The sequence below is a fragment of the Achromobacter sp. genome, from assembly GCF_050285565.1.
GTDB lineage: Bacteria > Pseudomonadota > Gammaproteobacteria > Burkholderiales > Burkholderiaceae_B > Achromobacter.
The window spans coordinates 459,152-475,833 of the sequence record NZ_JBLZXG010000005.1; the positions used below are offsets into that span (position 1 = coordinate 459,152).

Sequence of the window (16,682 nt, forward strand, 5' to 3'; positions counted from 1 at the left end):
CTCGCGAAACTCCGATCTTATTATCCGCGCTACTACGGCGGGACTGCCGCCACTGGATACACATGAATAAAACGCTGATTATTGCCGAGAAGCCCTCGGTGGCCCTTGATATATCACGCGCCTTGGGAGGCTTTGCGCGCGAGGGCGACTATTTTGAAAGCGAACGTTACGTGCTGGCGTCGAGCATCGGCCATTTGCTTAGCTTGGTCGCGCCCAACGATCCGGTCAAGGGGAAGTGGAGTTTCACCCATCTGCCGGTAATTCCGCCTGAATTCGAGCTGGGCCCGACCGACAAGAAATCGGCCGAGCGCCTCAAGCTGCTGGTGCGCCTGGCCAAGCGCAAGGACGTCGACGCCATCATCAACGCCTGTGACGCGGGACGCGAGGGCGAACTGATCTTCCGCTACATCATCCAGTACGCCGGGGTGAAAAAGCCGATCCAGCGCCTGTGGCTGCAATCGATGACGCAGGCCGCCATCCGCGAAGCCTTCGCCAACCTGCGCGACGACGCCCAGCTCAAGCCGCTGGAGGCCGCCGCCCGCTCGCGCGCCGAGGCCGACTGGCTGGTGGGCATCAACGGCACGCGCGCCATGACCGCCTTCAACAGCAAGGACGGCGGTTTCTTCAAGACGCCGGTGGGCCGGGTGCAGACCCCCACGCTGGCGATCGTGGCCGAGCGCGAGGAACGCATCCGCCGCTTCGTGCCGCGCGACTACTGGGAAGTGCGCGCCACCTTCGTGGCGGCCGCCGGCCTGTACGAGGGCCGCTGGATCGATCCGGACTTCAAGAAGGACGAGCGCGACCCCGAGAAGCGCGAATCGCGCCTGTGGTCGCAGGCCGCCGCCCAGAGCGTGGTGGCCGCCTGCCGCGACCAGCCGGGCAGCGTCACCGAGGAATCCAAGCCGTCGACCCAGATGTCGCCGGCCCTGTACGACCTGACCTCGCTGCAACGCGAGGCCAACGGCCGCTTCGGCTTCTCGGCCAAGACCACCCTGGCGCTGGCCCAGACCCTGTACGAACGCCACAAGGCGCTGACCTACCCGCGTACCGATTCGCGCTACCTGCCCGAGGACTACCTCGGCACGGTGCAGGAAACCATGCGCGCGCTGGCCCAGGGCGGCTCGAACGCCGTCGGCGGGCTGTCGCGCCATGCCGGCACCGTGGTCAGCCAGCAATGGGTCAAGCCGAATCGCCGCATCTTCGACAACAAGAAGGTGTCGGACCACTTTGCCATCATCCCGACGCTGCAGATCCCGCACGACCTGAGCGAGGCCGAGGCCAAGCTGTACGACCTGGTGCTCAAGCGCTTCCTGGCGGTGTTCTTCCCGGCCGCCGAGTACCGCGTCACCACCCGCATGACCGAGGTGCAGGGCCATCGCTTCCGCACCGACGGCAAGGTGCTGGTGAACCCGGGCTGGCTGGCCGTGTACGGCAAGGAAGCCCAGGGCGAGGACGCCAACCTGGTGCCGGTGGGCGACGGCGAGACCGTGCGCACCGAGGACGTCGAAGCCGTGGGCCTGACCACCAAGCCGCCGGCGCGCTTTAACGAAGGCACGCTGCTGTCGGCCATGGAAGGCGCCGGCAAGCTGGTGGACGACGAGGAGCTGCGCGAGGCCATGTCCGAGCGCGGCCTGGGCACGCCGGCCACGCGCGCGGCCATCATCGAAGGCCTGCTCAACGAGGTCTACCTGCGCCGCGAGGGCCGCGACCTGGTGCCGACCGCCAAGGCGCGCCAACTGATGACGCTGTTGTCGGGCCTGGACGTGTCGGAACTGACCTCGCCCGAGCTGACCGGCGAATGGGAACACAAGCTCAAGCAGATCGAGCAGGGCGTGCTGGACCGCCAGGCCTTCATGCGCGAGATCGCCCAGATGACGCAGGTGATCGTCAAGCGCGCCAAGGAATACGAGCGCGACACGGTGCCCGGCGACTACGCCACGCTGCAGACGCCGTGCCCCAAGTGCGGCGGGGTGGTCAAGGAAAACTACCGTCGTTTCGCCTGCACCAACTGCGATTTCTCGATCGGCAAGCACCCGGGCGGCCGCACTTTCGAGCTGCCGGAAGTCGAGGAACTGCTGGCCAAGCGCGAAATCGGCCCGCTGCAGGGTTTCATCAGCAAGATGGGCCGGCCGTTCGCCGCCATCCTGCGCATCAGCGACGAGTACAAGCTGGAATTCGACTTCGGCCAGAACGACGAGGACGACAGCGAGGCGGTGGACTTCTCCGGCCACACGCCGGTGGGCAACTGCCCCAAGTGCCAGTCGCGCGTGTTCGAGCACGGCATGAGCTACGTCTGCGAGAAGTCGGTGGGCCCTGAGAAGAGTTGCGACTTCCGCTCCGGCAAGGTCATCCTGCAGCAGGAAATCTCGCGCGAGCAGATGGAAAAGCTGCTGACCGACGGCCGCACCGACCTGCTCGACGGCTTCGTGTCCAGCCGCACCAACCGCAAGTTCAAGGCCTTCCTGGTGCGCCAGCCCGACGGCAAGATCGGCTTCGAGTTCGAGCCGCGTCCGGAAAAACCCGGCCGTGGCCGCGCCCCGGCCAAGACCGCCGCCAGCGCCACCAAGACGGCGGCCAAGAAAGCCGCGGTGAAAAAGACCGCAACCAAAACGGCCACCAAGACGGCGACCAAAGCGGCAACCAAAACCGCCGCCAAGAAAGCCGTGAAGAAGGCCGCGCCCAAGAAGACCGCGGCCTGAGCCGCCACGGTCTACACTTGCGTGGCACGACGAAAACGCCCGGGCAACCGGGCGTTTTCCATTGTTGGACGGCAAGCCCCGCTGCGGTATGGTTGACGCCAAAACAACCCCAACCCGATCAAGACCGAGGAAGACATGAGCACGAGCCCCCACTTCACCACCCGCCGCCGTGTGCTGGCCGCCACCGGGGCGCTGGCCGGCGTCACCTTGATCGGCGGCCGTGTGGCCTTCGCCCAGCCCAAGCTGGGCCGCGTGGTCTACGGCCAGGGCAGCATCGACCCATTCTTCGCCGCAGGCTACGTGGCGCTCAAGAAGGGCTATTTCGGCGAAGCGGGCCTGGAGGTCGAGTACCTGAATTCGCAGAGCGGCCCGCGCACCAACCAGCTGCTGGCGGCCGGCCAGATCGCCTTCGGCGCCACCGCCGCCACCGCCGCGCCGGCCCTGACGCTGGCCGGCAAGCCGGCCACGCTGGTGTTCGGCTTCGACCGCAAGCTGACCTACGCCAACGTCATCGTGCGCCGCGAGGACTTTGACAGCGGCAAGATCAAGTCGTTGAAAGACCTGGCCGGCAAGCGCGTCGGCGCGACCCAGCCGCAGTCCAGCACCTGGCTGATGGCGCTGTACCTGATGCAGAAGGCCGGCGTGGCCGACAAGGTCGACATCCGCCCCCTGGGCGACCTGGCCACCATGCTGGGCGCGCTCAAGACCGGCTCGGTGGCGGCCAGCATGGCCACCATGTCGATGATGGAGCAAGCCCAGCAGGAAGGCTGGGGCGTGCCGATCTTCGACGCCACCACCGAGGCCTCGTGGAACGAGTTCATGGGCGGCGACGTGCCGGGCATCGCCGCGCTGACGCTGCAGGACACCATCCAGAAGCGGCCCGAGACGGTGCAAGCCTTCGTCACCGGCCTGGTGCGTGCGCAGGACTTCATCACGGCCCACAGCGCCGCCGAGATCGCCGACGCGATCTACGACGATTATCTGAATGCCTTCCCGCGCGCCGCCATCGAGAAAACGCTGGGCGTGTACAAGGACACGGTGTTCCTCAAAGACAACCTCATCACCGAGGACGCCTACCACCGCATGACCGCGATCATGGGCGACGGCCGCCAGTTCTCGAACGACGAGATCAAGACGGTGCCGTACGCCAAGTGCGTCGACATGAGCTTCGTACGCAAAGCGCGGGGCCTGTAATGATCACGCTGGACCGGGTGGGCAAGGCCTACCAGACGCGCCAGGGCACCACCCACGCGGTGGGCGAGGTCAGCCTGGAGATCGCGGCGGGCGAGTTCGTGTCGATCGTCGGCCCCTCGGGCTGCGGCAAGAGCACGCTGCTGAACATGATCGCCGGCTTCCTGCCGCCCACCGCCGGCCGCATCGTGGTCGATGGCCAGGTGGTCGACGGCCAGGTGCCGCCAGCGCTGGGGTACATCTTCCAGAAGGACACGCTGCTGCCCTGGTTCAGCGTCAGGAAGAACGTGGCGCTGGGCCTGAAGTTCCAGGGCGTGCCGGCCGCGCGCATCGCCAGCCGCGTGGCCGAGCTGCTGGAGCTGGGCCACCTGACGGCGTTCGCCGACGCCTTTCCGCACCAGCTGTCGGGCGGCATGCGGCGGCGCGTGGCGCTGCTGATGAGCCTGGCGGTGGAGCCGCGCATCCTGCTGCTGGACGAACCGTTCGGGGCGCTGGACACGCATACCAAGACCCACCTGCACCGCGAGCTGATGGAGATCTGGCGCAAGCTGGGCCAGACCGTGGTGCTGGTCACGCACGACCTGGACGAGGCCATCCTGCTGTCGGACCGCGTGGTGGTGCTGTCCGGGCCGCCCAGCCGCGTGCTGCTGGACGAGCGCATCGCCATCCCGCATCCGCGCGACGTCTTCACCCTGCGCGAAACGCCGCAGTTCGTTGCCCATGTGCAAAGCCTCTGGAGCGTGCTGGGCCAGCAGTTCCGCGCCGCCGCCTGATTCCGCCATGACCGCTCCCGAATTGACCCACACCCTGCAGGACCAGCTGCGGCTGGACCGCCGCGCCAGCACCTTGCGGCGCGTGCGCATCACCTTGTGGCAGGTGCTGATCCTGGCCATCATCCTTGGCTCCTGGGAAACGCTGACGCGCATCCCGTGGTTCACGCAGAACACACTGTTCGACCCGTTCTTCATCAGCCAGCCGTCGCGCGTGGCGGTGCGGCTGTGGGAATGGCTGCAGCCCGGGCCGCGCTCGGTCTGGCCGCACCTGTGGCTGACGCTGCAGGCCACGCTGGTCGGGCTGGTGGTGGGCGTGGGCAGCGGCTTCCTGGTGGGCATGACGCTCAGCCGCAGCCGCTTCCTGGCGGACGTGTTCAATCCGTTCATCGTGGCCTTCAACTCGATGCCGCGCATCGCCTTCGTGCCGCTCATCACCATGTTCTTCGGGCTGGGGCTGGCCTCGAAGGTCGTGACCTCGTGGTTCGTGGTGTTCTTCCTGGTGTTCTTCAACACCTACAAGGGCGGGCGCAGCGTCGAGCGCGAACTGGTGGACTTCTGCCGCACGCTGGGCGGCTCGCCGCGCCAGATCCTGTGGCGCGTGCGCATTCCGACCGCGGCGGCCTGGACCTTCGCCGCGCTGCCCAACGCCATCAGCTTCGCGCTGATCGGCGTGGTGCTGGCCGAGTTCGTCGGCTCCACCACCGGCATGGGCTACCTGATGATCACCGCGCTGGCTACACTGAACGCCACCGACATGTTCGCCGCGGTCACGCTGCTATCCATCGTCGGCATCGCGCTGGTGTACTGCGTGACCTGGCTGGAACGGCGGCTGCTGCACTGGGCGCCCGAATTCCGCGAATGAACCGAGCCCGACCATGACGACTTCCTTGCCCTACCTGCGCAACTTCGACCTGAGCGGCCAGGTCGCGCTGGTGACCGGCTCGGCCCGCGGGCTGGGCTTCTGTATCGCCCGCGCGCTGGCCGGCTGCGGCGCGCGCGTGCTGATCAACGGCCGCAACGAACAGGCCGCCGAAGGCACCGCCGCCGCGCTGCGCGGCGACGGCCTGGACGCGCATTCGCTGGCCTTCGACGTCAGCAACGACGCCGCCATGGCGCGGGCCTTCGCGCGCATCGACGCCGAGCACGGCCGTCTGGACATCCTGGTGAACAACGTCGGCGCGCGCAACCGCAAGACGCTGGCCGACACCAGCGCCGCCGAGATCCGCGAGCTGATCGACACCGACCTGGTGGCTGGCATCCTGCTGGCCAAGCACGCCGCCGAGCGCATGGCGCGCCAGGGCGGCGGCCGCCTGATCGCCATCACTTCGGTGGTGGGGGAACTGGCGCGCGCCGGCGACGCCGTCTATCCGGCCGCCAAGCAGGGTCTGACCGGCATGGTGCGGGCGCTGGCGGCGGAGTTCGGCGGGCGCGGCATCACCAGCAACGCGATCGCGCCGGGCACCTTCGCCACCGAGACCAACGCCGGGATGGTGGCAGACCCCGCCGTCGGCCCGCGCATCGCGGCGCGCAACCCGACCGGGCGCTGGGGCGAACCGGAGGAGATCGCCGGCGCGGCGGTGTTCCTGGCGTCGAAGGCGGCGTCGTACGTGAACGGGCACGTGCTGGTGGTGGACGGCGGGTTGTCGATCCAGTTCTGAGGGCGCGCTGCCAGCGCGGTAAAAGCGAAGGGGCCCGCAAAGGGCCCCTTCATCATTTTGGCGGCCCCTCGAAAAATGCCGCCGTCTTGCCACCGACCCGACTCAGGTCGTCTCGTCCTGGTACCACACGCCTTCGGCCAGCATCATCTTGTGGTGGCCATGGCCGGCCGGCATCATGGGGAAGCAATTCTCCTGCGCCGTCACCGCCACGTCGAGGAAGTAGGGGCCGTCGTGCGCCAGGCATTCGGCCAGCGCCGCGTCCAGTTGCGCCGGGTCCTCGACCCGCGCCGCGCCCCAGCCGAAGGCCCGCGCCAGCGCCACGAAGTCGGGCAGCGAGGCGTTGTAGCTGTGGCTGTAACGGCCGCCGTGGATCAGTTCCTGCCACTGGCGCACCATGCCCATGTAGCCGTTGTTGCACAGCACGACCTTGACCGGCGCCTGATGCTGCATGGCGGTGGACAGTTCCTGGATGTTCATCAGCACCGAGGCGTCGCCGCTGACGCAGACCACGGTCTTGTCCGGATGCGCGACCTGCGCGCCAATGGCGGCCGGCACGCCGTAGCCCATGGTGCCGGCGCCGCCGGACGTGAGCCAGCGGTACGGCTGGTCAAAACGCAGGTACTGCGCCGCCCACATCTGGTGCTGGCCGACGTCGGTCGAGACGATGGCATCGCGCCCGGCCAGCGCCGCGTTCAGGCGCGACATCAGGTGCTGCGGCAGGATGGCGTCGGCCGCCGGGGTGTAGCCCAGGCAGTCCTGGGCGCGCCAAGCCTGCACCCGCGCCCACCACGGCGCCAGCCGCGCCGCATCGAGCGGCCCGCCCAGCTCGGCGTGCAGGGCGCGCACCAGCGGCAGGCAGTCGCCCACCAGCGCCACGTCCACCCGCACCACCTTGTTGATGGAGGCCGGGTCGATGTCGATGTGGATCTTGCGCGCATGCGGGCAGAACTCGGACAGCTTGCCGGTGATGCGGTCGTCGAAGCGGGCGCCGATGCACACCACCAGGTCGGCGTTGTGCATGGCCAGGTTGGCCTCGACCGTGCCGTGCATGCCCAGCATGCCGACGAACTGCGGATCGGAGGCCGGGAACGCCCCCAGGCCCATCAGCGTCAGGGTGCAGGGCGCGCCGGTGGCGCGCACCAGTTCGGTGAAGGCGGCGCAGGCCTCGGGGCCAGCATTCACCAGGCCGCCGCCACCGTAGAAGATCGGCCGCTTGGCCTGGGCGATCAGCGCGGCGGCGCGGCGCACGGCCGATTGCGGCAGTTTGGGCGCCAGCTTGCCTGACTGGCGCCGCGCGCGCAGCGCCGCCAGCTTCTGTTGCGACGGCGTGTAGTCGTCGCCGTCGGCGTCGCGCGGCACGGCCAACTGCACGTCCTTGGGGAAGTCCAGCAGCACCGGGCCGGGGCGGCCCTGGCGCGTCAGTTCGAAGGCGCGGGCGGTGACGGCGGCGACGTCGTCGACCGCGCGCACCTGGGTATTCCACTTGGTCACGGAACGCGAAATGCCGATGGCGTCGCATTCCTGGAAGGCGTCGGTGCCGATGGCGCTGGTGGCGACCTGGCCGCTGATGCACAGCACCGGGATCGAATCGCACATGGCGTCCAGCAAACCCGAGGTGGTGTTGGCCATGCCGGGGCCGGAGGTCACGAACACCACGCCGGTGCGGCCGGTGGTGCGGGCGTAGCCCTCGGCGGCGTGCACGGCCGCCTGTTCGTGGCGCACCAGCACGTGGCGCAGGCGCGGCTCGGCATAGAGCGCGTCGTACAGCGGCAGCACGGCGCCGCCGGGATAGCCGAACACGGTGTCCACGCCGTGCGCAATCAGCGTTTCCAGCAGAATCCTGGCCCCATTGGCGGGGGGAGTTTCAGGGGCGGCAAGCGCGGCGGCGACGGAGGGGTGCAGGCGATCGTTCATGCTATCCATCTTATTGGGAATCCGGAAGAATATTTATCTTCTTTTCCACGAATTGCCGGCAAACGCAGTAAATTTATCTTTGGATAGGAGGAATCAAAGAAAATGAACCTGGACAAGTTTGATTTGGCGATTTTGCGCGTGCTGCAAGACAACGCCCGCGCCAGCCTCAACGACATCGGCGCTGCGGTCGGCCTGTCGTCCACGCCCTGCTGGAACCGGATCAAGCGCATGGAGGCGGCCGGCGTGATCCGCGGCTACACGGTCGACATCGACCCGGCCAGCCTGGGCTTCATGGACACGGTCATCGTCCACGTGACCCTGGAAAGCCACAGCGAGGAAACGCTCTATGAATTCGGGCGCGCGCTGGCGCAGATCCCGGAAGTGCTGGAAGCCTTCCTGGTGTCGGGCGACTACGACTATTACATCCGCATCGCCGTGCGCGACACCCGCGATTACGAACGGCTGCTGCGCGAGCAGCTGTACCGCATCCCCGGCATCCGCCACAGCAAATCCTGTTTTGTGCTGCGGCGCCTGAAAGAAACCATGCTGCCGCTGAACGGGCCGACAAGCTGAGCGCTGACGGCCGGCGCCCACGCCTCAGCGCAACACGCAATCCACCGGCTGCGCCGGTTCGGGCAGCGGCCGCACGCCCAGCCCGTCCAGCAGGTCGATCTCGATCACCCGCGCCAGCGCCGACAGCGGCAGGTCGTTTTCCTCCAGACCGAACGGATCTTCCAGTTCGTCGCCCAGCGCATCCAGCCCGAAGAAGGTGTAGGCGATGATGGTGACCGCCACCGGCATCATGTATTCCAGCGTGCCCACCAGCCCGAACGGCAGCAGCAGGCAGAACAGCCAGGCGGTGCGATGCAGCAGCAGCGAATAGGCGAACGGCGTGGGCGTGTACTTGATGCGCTCGCAGGCCGCCTGGATCGCCGCGCACTGCGCCACCCGCTGGGTCAGCGCCTGATAGAGAATATCGGTCAACTCGCCGCGCCGCAGGCAGGCCGCCAGGTCGCGGTTGATCGCCAGCAGCAGCGCGTCGGGCACGTTGCGGTTGCCGCCCAGCGTCTCCAACTCCTCCGGCTGCACCCACGGCCGCACCGCGGCCAGCACGTCCTGGTCACGCAACCGCGCCGCCAGCGCATAACCGAAGCCGATGCAGCGCCGCACCAGCCGTTCCTGCAGCGGATTGGCGGTGCTGGCCGCCAGCAGCACCGCGCTTTCGCGCGCCAGGCTGCGGGCCTGCACGATCAGGTCGCCCCATTGCTTGCGCGCTTCCCACCAGCGGTCGTAGCAGACGTTGTTGCGAAACCCCATGAACACCGACAGCGCCAGCCCGAACAGCGAGAACGGCACCGCCGACAAGTGCGTGGGCGAGAACCAGTGCCGGTGATACATCCACACCACCACGCACGATAGTGCGGTGATCACCAGGATGCGGCTGAAGATGCGCGGGATGATCGAACCGCGCAAAACAAAGAACAGAGCCAGCGCGGAAGGCCGCGGACGGACAATCATGATGCAGGTAAGCGAATAACGAGGCGGCGCTCACTATACGCCTGTCATCGTGTCATGAGCGCGCCGATATAATTCTGTTTCGTCTCACCGCCACACTGCCGCCAATCAATGACCACCGAAGACACCCCCATCAAGCCCTGGTACGTCGTGCGCCGCTCCAAGCTGCATGGCAACGGCGTCTTCGCCGCCCGCAAGATTCCGGCGGGCACCCGCATCATCGAGTACGGCGGCGCCCGCATCAGCGCCAAGGAAGCCGATCGCCGCCACCCCACCAACCCCGACGATCCCTTCCACACCTTCTTCTTCGCCCTGAGCTCCGGCCGCGTCATCGACGGCGGCGACAACGGCAACGACGCCCGCTGGATCAACCATTCCTGCCAGCCCAACTGCGAAGCGCAGGAAGGCAAGCACGGCAAGCGCGTCTACATCGTCGCCCTGCAAGACATCCCGCGCGGCACCGAACTGTCGTACGACTACGGCCTGGTCCTGGACGGCCGCATCACCAAGGCCCTGAAGGAAGGCTACAAGTGCCTCTGCGGCACCCCGCCGTGCCGCGGCACGATGCTGGCGCTGCCCGAAAAGAAGAAAAAGAAAAAGGCTGAAGCGGAAACGGAAGCCGCGAAGTAAACAAGCGGCGCGGGCGCCCACCGCGCAGCCCCACTGGCTGCGCTCGCCCAACACCGGATATCCGGCCCGCCCCAGCAACGCCCGCGCCACCGCCCCGCGGCCGTGGCGATACCGACCACCGCCACCCGCGCGAACCGACTACCCAACCCCTCGTCAAGACCACGCACCGCTCATCGCCAACGCCAGCCGCTGAGCCGCCACGCCGGCCCGGCACCGCCCCGACGCAAGACACCCAAACGCCAAAGAAGGCCGCCCGCGCGGCCGCCTTTGGCGACCCCGCAAGACCCTCCCTCCCAGCCTCTCTCAGGGCCAAAACGCCAAGCAAGCCACCCGCCCCCACGCCCGTGAAGTGACAACCGACCGAGCCGGGGGTGGCGGGGCTTGGGGGGAGCGGGGCGTGTAGATGCGCCCAACGGAAACCGAAGGGAGCCGAAGGCGGACGAGGTTGAGGCAGGGGCAGTCCGGAGCGAACGCTCCGGACCGCAATCGTAGCCCCGCTCCCCCCAAGCCCCGCCACCCCCGGCGTCTCAAGAACCCCACCCAGACGCCAACAAACCCCCACCCCCAATAAGCATATTCCGCAGCATTCCCCGGACAGGCGTAAAATCCCCGATGTCGTTAACACGACAAACAAGCAGTACGTCTTCAGGGCGGGGCGAAATTCCCCACCGGCGGTATGCCAAGCAATTTGGCGAGCCCGCGAGCGCCCGGCGTCCTTCACGGACACCGGGGTCAGCAGATCTGGTGAGATGCCAGGGCCGACGGTCACAGTCCGGATGAGAGAAGATGTGCCGTCACAAGCCCCCCCTGTCCGGGCGCCAAGCGCCTGGGCAGCCGGTTCGCGTTCGGCTGTCGATGAGCCCTGAAACGTTTTTCGCCCACTTTTTCGCGAGAGCGTTTCAATGTCCAACGTTACCCTTACCCCGCAGTCCCCCAGCCTGTCCGCCCAGCCCTTCGCCGTGCGCCTGCAACGCGCCCTGCATCACCTGCGCCTGGGCCGCCCCGTCATCCTCATGGATGACTTCGACCGTGAAAACGAAGCCGACCTCATCGTCGCCGCCGACAAGCTGACCGTGCCCGTCATGGCCCAGCTGATCCGCGACGGCAGCGGCATCGTCTGCCTGTGCCTGCCCGGCGAAGTGCTCGACCGCCTCGACCTGGCCCCCATGGTCCAGCGCAACCAGAGCCGCTTCGCCACCGCCTTCACCGTCTCGATCGAGGCGCGCGAAGGCGTCAGCACCGGCGTGTCGGCCGTGGACCGCGTCACCACCATCCGCGCCGCCATCGCGCCCACCGCCCAGGCCGACGACATCGTCAGCCCCGGCCACGTCTTCCCGCTGCGGGCCCAGCCCGGCGGCGTGCTGACCCGCCGCGGCCACACCGAAGGCTCGGTCGACCTGGCCACCCTGGCCGGCCTGCGTCCGGCCGGCGTGCTGTGCGAACTGATGAACGCCGACGGCACCATGATGCGCGGCGCCGCGCTCGAGCGCTACGCCGCCCAGCACGGCCTGGTCGCCCTGACCATCGCCGAACTGGCCGACCACCTGCAGCAACTGCGCGACGGCCAGACAGAGCCGGTCAACGACGAAGTGCTGGAAATGGCCGCCACCGTCTGAACGCAAACGGCGCCCGCAGCGGTGGGCGCCGTGATCGTCAATCGATACGCCAGCCCGACGCGGCAGCCCGTCCAGGCGCCCGCCGCATCGGCGCAGTGCCGCGCCCTACGCGGCGGCAACGCGGCCGCGCAACGCCAGCGCCACCAGCACCGCCCCCAGCGCGCACGCACCGCCCAGCGCATACACCGCGCCGTAGCCCTGCACGCCGGCCAGCCAGCCGGCGGCAGGACTGGCAATGCCCAGCGCCACGTCCAGGAACGCCACGTAGGCCCCCATGGCCGCGCCACGGCTGGCCGGCGGCACGCGGCGCACCGCTTCCACGCCGAACGCCGGGAACGCCAGCGAGTAACCCGCGCCGCTCAAGAGCGCGCCGGCGAACGCCCACGCCGGCGTCGAGCCCATCCAGATCAGCCATTGGCCGGCCGCCTCGATCAGCACGCACACCAGCGCCACGCGCGCCCCGCCCAGCTTGTCGGGCAGCCCGGCGAAAAACAGCCGCGCCGCGATGAAGCCGACACCGAACAGGCTGAACATCCACGCCGCGCCGTCCCAACCGCGCTGGGCGAACAACAGGCTGATGAAGGCGGTGATGACGCCAAAGCCGACGCTGGTCAACGCCAGGCCCAGGCCCGGCAGCATGACCAGCCCCAGCACGCGGTAGAACGGCGTGCGCGTGCCGCCGGCCGGCGGCACGCCGCGCTGCGGCAGCACCAGCGCCAACGCCAGCAGCGGGATGCACACCGTGGCCCAGGCGATGCCCGCGAAGCCGGCCACGGCATACAAGCGCATGCCGGCGGGCGCGCCCAGCCCGAAGGCGGCATAGATCGCCACGCCGATCCAGGCCATCACGCGGCCCGCGTGCTGCGCCCCGACGAGGCCCACGCCCCAACTCAGCGCGCCGGTGACGATCAGGCTTTCGGCGCAACCCATCAGGGCGCGGCCGGCCATCAACGCGGCCAGCGCCGCGCGCGGTTGCTCTGCCTGCGTGCCGGCCAGCAGGTAGAGCAGACCCGCCATCGAACCCAGCAGGAAGCCGGTGACTACAGCGCGCCTGGCGCCGCGACGATCGGCCAGCGAACCGGACCAGGCGCGCGACAGCAGCGCCGCCGCGAATTGCAGGCCCGCCACGATGCCGACCACCAGCGCGCCCTGCGCCAGCACGCCATCGACATAGAGCGGCAGCACCGGCATGGGCAGGCCGACCATGAAAAAGCCGACGAAGACCGCCAGCGCCAGCGGCAATATCTGCATGAAAACGGGACGCGCGGTCCCGCCGGCCGCGGGCAGCGCCACGGCCGTCGATGAAGTCGACATGAGGATTCCTTGGAAGAGGGCAACGGAAAACGGCGCCGGGGCGGCCCGTTCGCCGTCATGGACGATGGCATAATCGGCCGGTGCTCGGCGCGACTGCCGTTGCGTATCGAAATTTTATGAGCCGGTGCTCAGGTTTGAAACTCGCTTTCCCCGCCCCCCATGACAGCCATCCCCCAGCCCCGTAAATCGCCGCGCCAGCAACGTTCGCAGCAAACCGTGGACACCATTTTGCAAGCGACAGCTCGCATTCTGGCCCAGCACGGCTACGCCGGCACCAACACCAACCGGATCGCCGAAACCGCCGGGGTCAGCGTCGGTTCGCTGTACCAGTACTTCCCCAACAAAAACGCGCTGATCGCGGCGCTGCACGACCGTCACGACCAGCAGATGCTGGCGCTGATCGACGAGGTGCTGGACGGCAACCCCGCGGCCACGCTGCGCGAGCGGGTCGCCGCCATCGTCGCCGCGTCGCTGCACGCGCACCTGCTGGAGCCGGCGCTGCACCGTGTGCTGGAACGCGAATTCCCGCTGTTCGACCTGCCGCGCGATCACAGCCGCGCCGACCAGGACATCCACCGCCGCATGCGCCACCTGCTGGAACTGCACCGCGACGAAATCGCGCAGCAGGACCGCGAGCTGGCGACCTACGTGGTGTTGCGCATCATAGAGTCGCTGGTGCACGCGGCGGCGCTGGAGCCGCCGGCCGGCTTCAGCCCGCAGCAACTGGAGCGCTCGGTGGTGGATGCGGTGATGGGCTATCTGGGCACGCCGACGGCCGGCGCCAAGGCACGGCCGGGCCGCGCCGCCGCCCGCAAGCCGGCGCGCGCTGGCGCGGCCTGAACCCAGCCTGACGGGATCGCGCTGGCGCGCAGAGCGGGATGCGTTGCCGGTACGCTAGCCGCGCGCCATGCGCGCCAGGCAGTCGGCCGCGTCGCCCACCACGATGCGGGCGCTGCACGCCAGCATCAGGTTCAGGTTCAGGCCGAAGTCCTCCACCGTGTAGCCTTGCGCGTCCACCGCGCGCGCCGCATCGTCGGCGGCCACGCCCACGGCGACCTGCTCGCGCACGCTGCCGGCTTGCGCGGTGTAGCCCCACACCGGCTTGCCCAGCGCGATGGCGTAACCGACCTCGAAAGCCGTGCCCGAATCCGGTTCGGCGCCCCGGAAGCCGTTGAGGTTGGCCATCACCAGGTCGGCGCGACCGATCATGGCCACGTTGGCCTGGTAGATCCATTGCGCCAGCGCCGCGCCGGACAGGCCGGCGGGGGGCACGTTGTCCAACGGGTACAGCCCTTCGAAACCGTGCGCGGCGGCCAGCGCCTTCAAGCGTGCGCCGTGCGCCACCGCGTCGGGCAGGAACACGTCGAAGCCGGCGAGGTAGACGCGGCGCACCGGCTTACTCCGGATCGGCAACCGAGAACGCTTCGCCGGTGGCGAAGAACGAACCGCCCGCAACGTAGTGCACCGAGCGGCGGGCGGCGTCGTCGAAGTGCCAGCGGTTGCCCGAGAACACGTCGGGCGCGGCCCAGGCCGCCACCACTTCGCCGATGAACAGGTCGTAGGCCTGCTGGTTATGCGGCTCGGGCACCACCTTGCATTCGAGCCAGCCGAGACAGCCTTCGATCAGCGGCGCGCCGATCCGGCTGGCGGGAAAGGTGGCCAGACCGCTGGCCTGGAACTTGTCTTCGTCGCGGCCCGAATGCGAGCCGACCTGCAAGGTGGCCTGGGCCTGCGCGCGCGACGGAATGCACAGCGCGAATTCGCCCGAGGCTTCGATCAGTTTGCGCGTGTAGGTGTTCTTGTCCACCACCACCAGCATCTTGGGCGGGCTGAAATCCAGCGGCATGGCCCAGGCCGCGGCCATGACGTTGCGCTCGGCGCCGTGGGCGCTGGTGACCAGCACGGTGGGGCCGTGGTTCAGCAGCAGGTAGGCGCGGGACAGCTCGACGGGTTCGATCGCGGACATGGCGGGCGGACTCAGAACATGCCGTTCTTGTTGGCGGGGTTTTCGGGGATTTCCTGGCTGACGTCCCAGTGCTCGACGATCTTGCCGTTTTCGACGCGGAAGATGTCGACCACGGCCTGGCCGCGGTCTTCGGGCGATTCGCGCCACAGGTTGTGGATCATCACCAGGTCGCCCTCGGCGATGACACGCTTGATGTCGACGCTGGCCTGCGGGTGTTGTTCGAAGTAGTGGGGAAAGAAATCCACCATCGGCTCGATGCCGTCGCGCATGTAGGGGTTGTGCTGGACGTAGTTCTTACCGACGTACAGGCGCACCGCCTCGTCGATCTCGCGATCCTGGAACATCATGCGGAAAAACGCCACCACGATGTCCTTGTTGGACTGCGGCGCGGCAGCCTGAACCGGCGCCACACAGCTGGCGGCCAGCAACAGGCAAAGGGCCAACGATTTGAACTTCATGCTCATACTGACTACTCGAGGGTCGTGACGCCGGCTGGCGGTTTGCCAGTTTACAAACAAAACCGGCCGTTTCGTCCCTCTGACGCTTGCGGCTTTCGCCTGAAAATGACGCCGCCCCCCAAGCCCCCCACGGGGTCCAAGGGGGGCCGGGCCGGCAGGCGCAGCCGGGCGGCGGTTCGCCCGGCTCAGTAGCCGACCGTGAAGCGGCGGCGCGAATGCTTGGGCGTCTCGATCTCGTCGGCCAGGGCGATGGCGTAGTCTTCCATCGAGATCCAGCTCTTGCCGCCAGCGTCGACCAGCAGGCTGTCGTCACCGACGCGGAAGGTGCCGGTGCGTTCGCCCGGCTCGAATAGCGCCGACGGCGACAGGAACGTCCAGTTCAGCACTTTTTCCTGGCGCAGCGTGTCCAGGAACACCACGCCGGCGCGGGCCTCGGGCTTGTAAGCGTCGGGGAATTCCGGCGTGTCGATCAGCATCTTGCCGGGCGCCACCTCCAGGCTGCCGGCGCCGCCGACCACCAGCAGGCGCGGCACGCCCGCGTCCTTGATGGCGGCCAGCAGCGGCTTGGCATCAGCCGAAACGAAGCGCGAGGCGCTGACCACGGCGTCGTGGCCCTTGAGCAACGGCGTCAGCGCCTGCGGGTCGGTGGCGTCGCCCTGCCGGACGGTCAGGCCGGGCTGGGGATTGACGTCGCCCAGGTTGCGGGCGATGCCGGTGACCTGGTGGCCACGCTTGAGCAGTTCGTCCGCCACGCGCGAGCCGACGCGGCCCGTGATTCCGATCAATGCGATTTTCATGGTCTTGCTCCTGGAAGGTGAGCCCCGGACGGTGGCCGCGACGCGCGGCGCCGTGCGGTCCGGGGCACAGGCAAAGCCATACTATGCGGCCGGATCGGATCCAGGAACCCACGGGCACGGAAGAGTTTTTTGCAATCCATGCACCAATGGG

The 16,682-nt window shown here is 68.3% G+C and carries 16 protein-coding genes and 1 riboswitch; of the genes, 9 read left to right on the forward strand and 7 right to left on the reverse strand.

The genetic code is table 11. The features are described 5' to 3' along the window. Nucleotides 1–62 precede the first annotated feature (62 nt). The 5 genes from ACN6O8_RS13440 to ACN6O8_RS13460 all read left to right on the forward strand — a co-directional run bounded on the left by ACN6O8_RS13440 (nucleotide 63) and on the right by ACN6O8_RS13460 (nucleotide 6,321). A complete protein-coding gene (locus ACN6O8_RS13440; protein WP_427991522.1) occupies nucleotides 63–2,699 on the forward strand; it encodes a DNA topoisomerase III in 2,637 nt (878 codons plus the stop codon). A gap of 135 nt (nucleotides 2,700–2,834) precedes the next feature. Beyond that, entirely contained in the window at nucleotides 2,835–3,893 is a 1,059-nt protein-coding gene (locus tag ACN6O8_RS13445; protein ID WP_427991523.1) for an ABC transporter substrate-binding protein, read from the forward strand. Then, on the forward strand, nucleotides 3,893–4,663 hold the full coding sequence (locus tag ACN6O8_RS13450) for an ABC transporter ATP-binding protein (RefSeq protein ID WP_427991524.1): 771 nt from the start codon (nucleotides 3,893–3,895) through the stop codon (nucleotides 4,661–4,663). Before ACN6O8_RS13445 ends, ACN6O8_RS13450 begins: the two co-directional genes overlap by 1 nt. A gap of 7 nt (nucleotides 4,664–4,670) precedes the next feature. Then, a complete protein-coding gene (locus ACN6O8_RS13455; protein ID WP_427991525.1) occupies nucleotides 4,671–5,525 on the forward strand; it encodes an ABC transporter permease in 855 nt (284 codons plus the stop codon). Nucleotides 5,526–5,538: 13 nt separating this feature from the next. Next, complete coding sequence (locus ACN6O8_RS13460) at nucleotides 5,539–6,321, forward strand: SDR family oxidoreductase (protein ID WP_427991526.1); 783 nt, start codon at nucleotides 5,539–5,541, stop codon at nucleotides 6,319–6,321. Between the two features lie 102 nt (nucleotides 6,322–6,423). On the opposite strand, the gene ilvB is transcribed toward ACN6O8_RS13460, so the two are convergent. After that, nucleotides 6,424–8,244 carry a biosynthetic-type acetolactate synthase large subunit gene (gene ilvB, locus ACN6O8_RS13465; RefSeq protein WP_427991527.1) on the reverse strand — a complete coding sequence of 607 codons (1,821 nt, stop codon included), beginning with the start codon at nucleotides 8,242–8,244 and terminating at the stop codon, nucleotides 6,424–6,426. A 93-nt stretch (nucleotides 8,245–8,337) separates the two neighbouring features. On the opposite strand from ilvB, the gene ACN6O8_RS13470 reads away from it, so the two are divergent. Beyond that, nucleotides 8,338–8,808, forward strand: a complete 471-nt coding sequence (locus tag ACN6O8_RS13470) for an Lrp/AsnC family transcriptional regulator (protein WP_427991528.1) — start codon at nucleotides 8,338–8,340, stop codon at nucleotides 8,806–8,808. Nucleotides 8,809–8,832: 24 nt separating this feature from the next. On the opposite strand, the gene ACN6O8_RS13475 is transcribed toward ACN6O8_RS13470, so the two are convergent. Further along, nucleotides 8,833–9,753 (reverse strand): bestrophin family protein, encoded by a 921-nt coding sequence (locus ACN6O8_RS13475; RefSeq protein WP_427991529.1) that lies wholly within the window; start codon nucleotides 9,751–9,753, stop codon nucleotides 8,833–8,835. Between the two features lie 108 nt (nucleotides 9,754–9,861). On the opposite strand from ACN6O8_RS13475, the gene ACN6O8_RS13480 reads away from it, so the two are divergent. Beyond that, nucleotides 9,862–10,380, forward strand: a complete 519-nt coding sequence (locus tag ACN6O8_RS13480) for an SET domain-containing protein (RefSeq protein WP_427991530.1) — start codon at nucleotides 9,862–9,864, stop codon at nucleotides 10,378–10,380. 637 nt (nucleotides 10,381–11,017) lie between these two features. Beyond that, nucleotides 11,018–11,172: riboswitch (FMN riboswitch) on the forward strand. Nucleotides 11,173–11,282: 110 nt separating this feature from the next. Next, on the forward strand, nucleotides 11,283–11,996 hold the full coding sequence (gene ribB, locus ACN6O8_RS13485; RefSeq protein WP_427991531.1) for a 3,4-dihydroxy-2-butanone-4-phosphate synthase: 714 nt from the start codon (nucleotides 11,283–11,285) through the stop codon (nucleotides 11,994–11,996). A gap of 105 nt (nucleotides 11,997–12,101) precedes the next feature. On the opposite strand, the gene ACN6O8_RS13490 is transcribed toward ribB, so the two are convergent. Continuing rightward, a complete protein-coding gene (locus tag ACN6O8_RS13490; RefSeq protein ID WP_427991532.1) occupies nucleotides 12,102–13,310 on the reverse strand; it encodes an MFS transporter in 1,209 nt (402 codons plus the stop codon). 159 nt (nucleotides 13,311–13,469) lie between these two features. On the opposite strand from ACN6O8_RS13490, the gene ACN6O8_RS13495 reads away from it, so the two are divergent. Next, nucleotides 13,470–14,150: a TetR/AcrR family transcriptional regulator gene (locus tag ACN6O8_RS13495; RefSeq protein ID WP_427991533.1), complete on the forward strand. Its 681-nt coding sequence runs from the start codon at nucleotides 13,470–13,472 to the stop codon at nucleotides 14,148–14,150. A 54-nt stretch (nucleotides 14,151–14,204) separates the two neighbouring features. On the opposite strand, the gene ACN6O8_RS13500 is transcribed toward ACN6O8_RS13495, so the two are convergent. From ACN6O8_RS13500 to ACN6O8_RS13515, 4 genes are all read right to left on the reverse strand, one after another. After that, nucleotides 14,205–14,702, reverse strand: coding sequence for a nucleoside 2-deoxyribosyltransferase (locus tag ACN6O8_RS13500; protein WP_427991534.1), 498 nt, complete (start codon nucleotides 14,700–14,702; stop codon nucleotides 14,205–14,207). Nucleotides 14,703–14,706: 4 nt separating this feature from the next. Further along, complete coding sequence (locus ACN6O8_RS13505) at nucleotides 14,707–15,276, reverse strand: flavin reductase family protein (protein ID WP_427991535.1); 570 nt, start codon at nucleotides 15,274–15,276, stop codon at nucleotides 14,707–14,709. Nucleotides 15,277–15,287: 11 nt separating this feature from the next. Beyond that, nucleotides 15,288–15,740 carry a nuclear transport factor 2 family protein gene (locus ACN6O8_RS13510; RefSeq protein WP_427991536.1) on the reverse strand — a complete coding sequence of 151 codons (453 nt, stop codon included), beginning with the start codon at nucleotides 15,738–15,740 and terminating at the stop codon, nucleotides 15,288–15,290. Between the two features lie 179 nt (nucleotides 15,741–15,919). After that, complete coding sequence (locus ACN6O8_RS13515; RefSeq protein ID WP_427991537.1) at nucleotides 15,920–16,531, reverse strand: NAD(P)-dependent oxidoreductase; 612 nt, start codon at nucleotides 16,529–16,531, stop codon at nucleotides 15,920–15,922. Nucleotides 16,532–16,682 lie beyond the last annotated feature (151 nt).

Excerpts from the sequence above, each read along its gene's own strand:
- ilvB (WP_427991527.1), bottom strand. The coding sequence starts at position 8,244 with ATGGATAGCATGAACGATCGCCTGCACCCCTCCGTCGCCGCCGCGCTT.
- ACN6O8_RS13495 (WP_427991533.1), top strand. The coding sequence starts at position 13,470 with ATGACAGCCATCCCCCAGCCCCGTAAATCGCCGCGCCAGCAACGTTCG.
- ACN6O8_RS13510 (WP_427991536.1), bottom strand. The coding sequence starts at position 15,740 with ATGAGCATGAAGTTCAAATCGTTGGCCCTTTGCCTGTTGCTGGCCGCC.
- ACN6O8_RS13460 (WP_427991526.1), top strand. The coding sequence starts at position 5,539 with ATGACGACTTCCTTGCCCTACCTGCGCAACTTCGACCTGAGCGGCCAG.
- ACN6O8_RS13505 (WP_427991535.1), bottom strand. The coding sequence starts at position 15,276 with ATGTCCGCGATCGAACCCGTCGAGCTGTCCCGCGCCTACCTGCTGCTG.
- ribB (WP_427991531.1), top strand. The coding sequence starts at position 11,283 with ATGTCCAACGTTACCCTTACCCCGCAGTCCCCCAGCCTGTCCGCCCAG.
- ACN6O8_RS13450 (WP_427991524.1), top strand. The coding sequence starts at position 3,893 with ATGATCACGCTGGACCGGGTGGGCAAGGCCTACCAGACGCGCCAGGGC.
- ACN6O8_RS13490 (WP_427991532.1), bottom strand. The coding sequence starts at position 13,310 with ATGTCGACTTCATCGACGGCCGTGGCGCTGCCCGCGGCCGGCGGGACC.
- ACN6O8_RS13440 (WP_427991522.1), top strand. The coding sequence starts at position 63 with ATGAATAAAACGCTGATTATTGCCGAGAAGCCCTCGGTGGCCCTTGAT.
- ACN6O8_RS13515 (WP_427991537.1), bottom strand. The coding sequence starts at position 16,531 with ATGAAAATCGCATTGATCGGAATCACGGGCCGCGTCGGCTCGCGCGTG.
- ACN6O8_RS13455 (WP_427991525.1), top strand. The coding sequence starts at position 4,671 with ATGACCGCTCCCGAATTGACCCACACCCTGCAGGACCAGCTGCGGCTG.
- ACN6O8_RS13475 (WP_427991529.1), bottom strand. The coding sequence starts at position 9,753 with ATGATTGTCCGTCCGCGGCCTTCCGCGCTGGCTCTGTTCTTTGTTTTG.
- ACN6O8_RS13480 (WP_427991530.1), top strand. The coding sequence starts at position 9,862 with ATGACCACCGAAGACACCCCCATCAAGCCCTGGTACGTCGTGCGCCGC.
- ACN6O8_RS13445 (WP_427991523.1), top strand. The coding sequence starts at position 2,835 with ATGAGCACGAGCCCCCACTTCACCACCCGCCGCCGTGTGCTGGCCGCC.
- ACN6O8_RS13470 (WP_427991528.1), top strand. The coding sequence starts at position 8,338 with ATGAACCTGGACAAGTTTGATTTGGCGATTTTGCGCGTGCTGCAAGAC.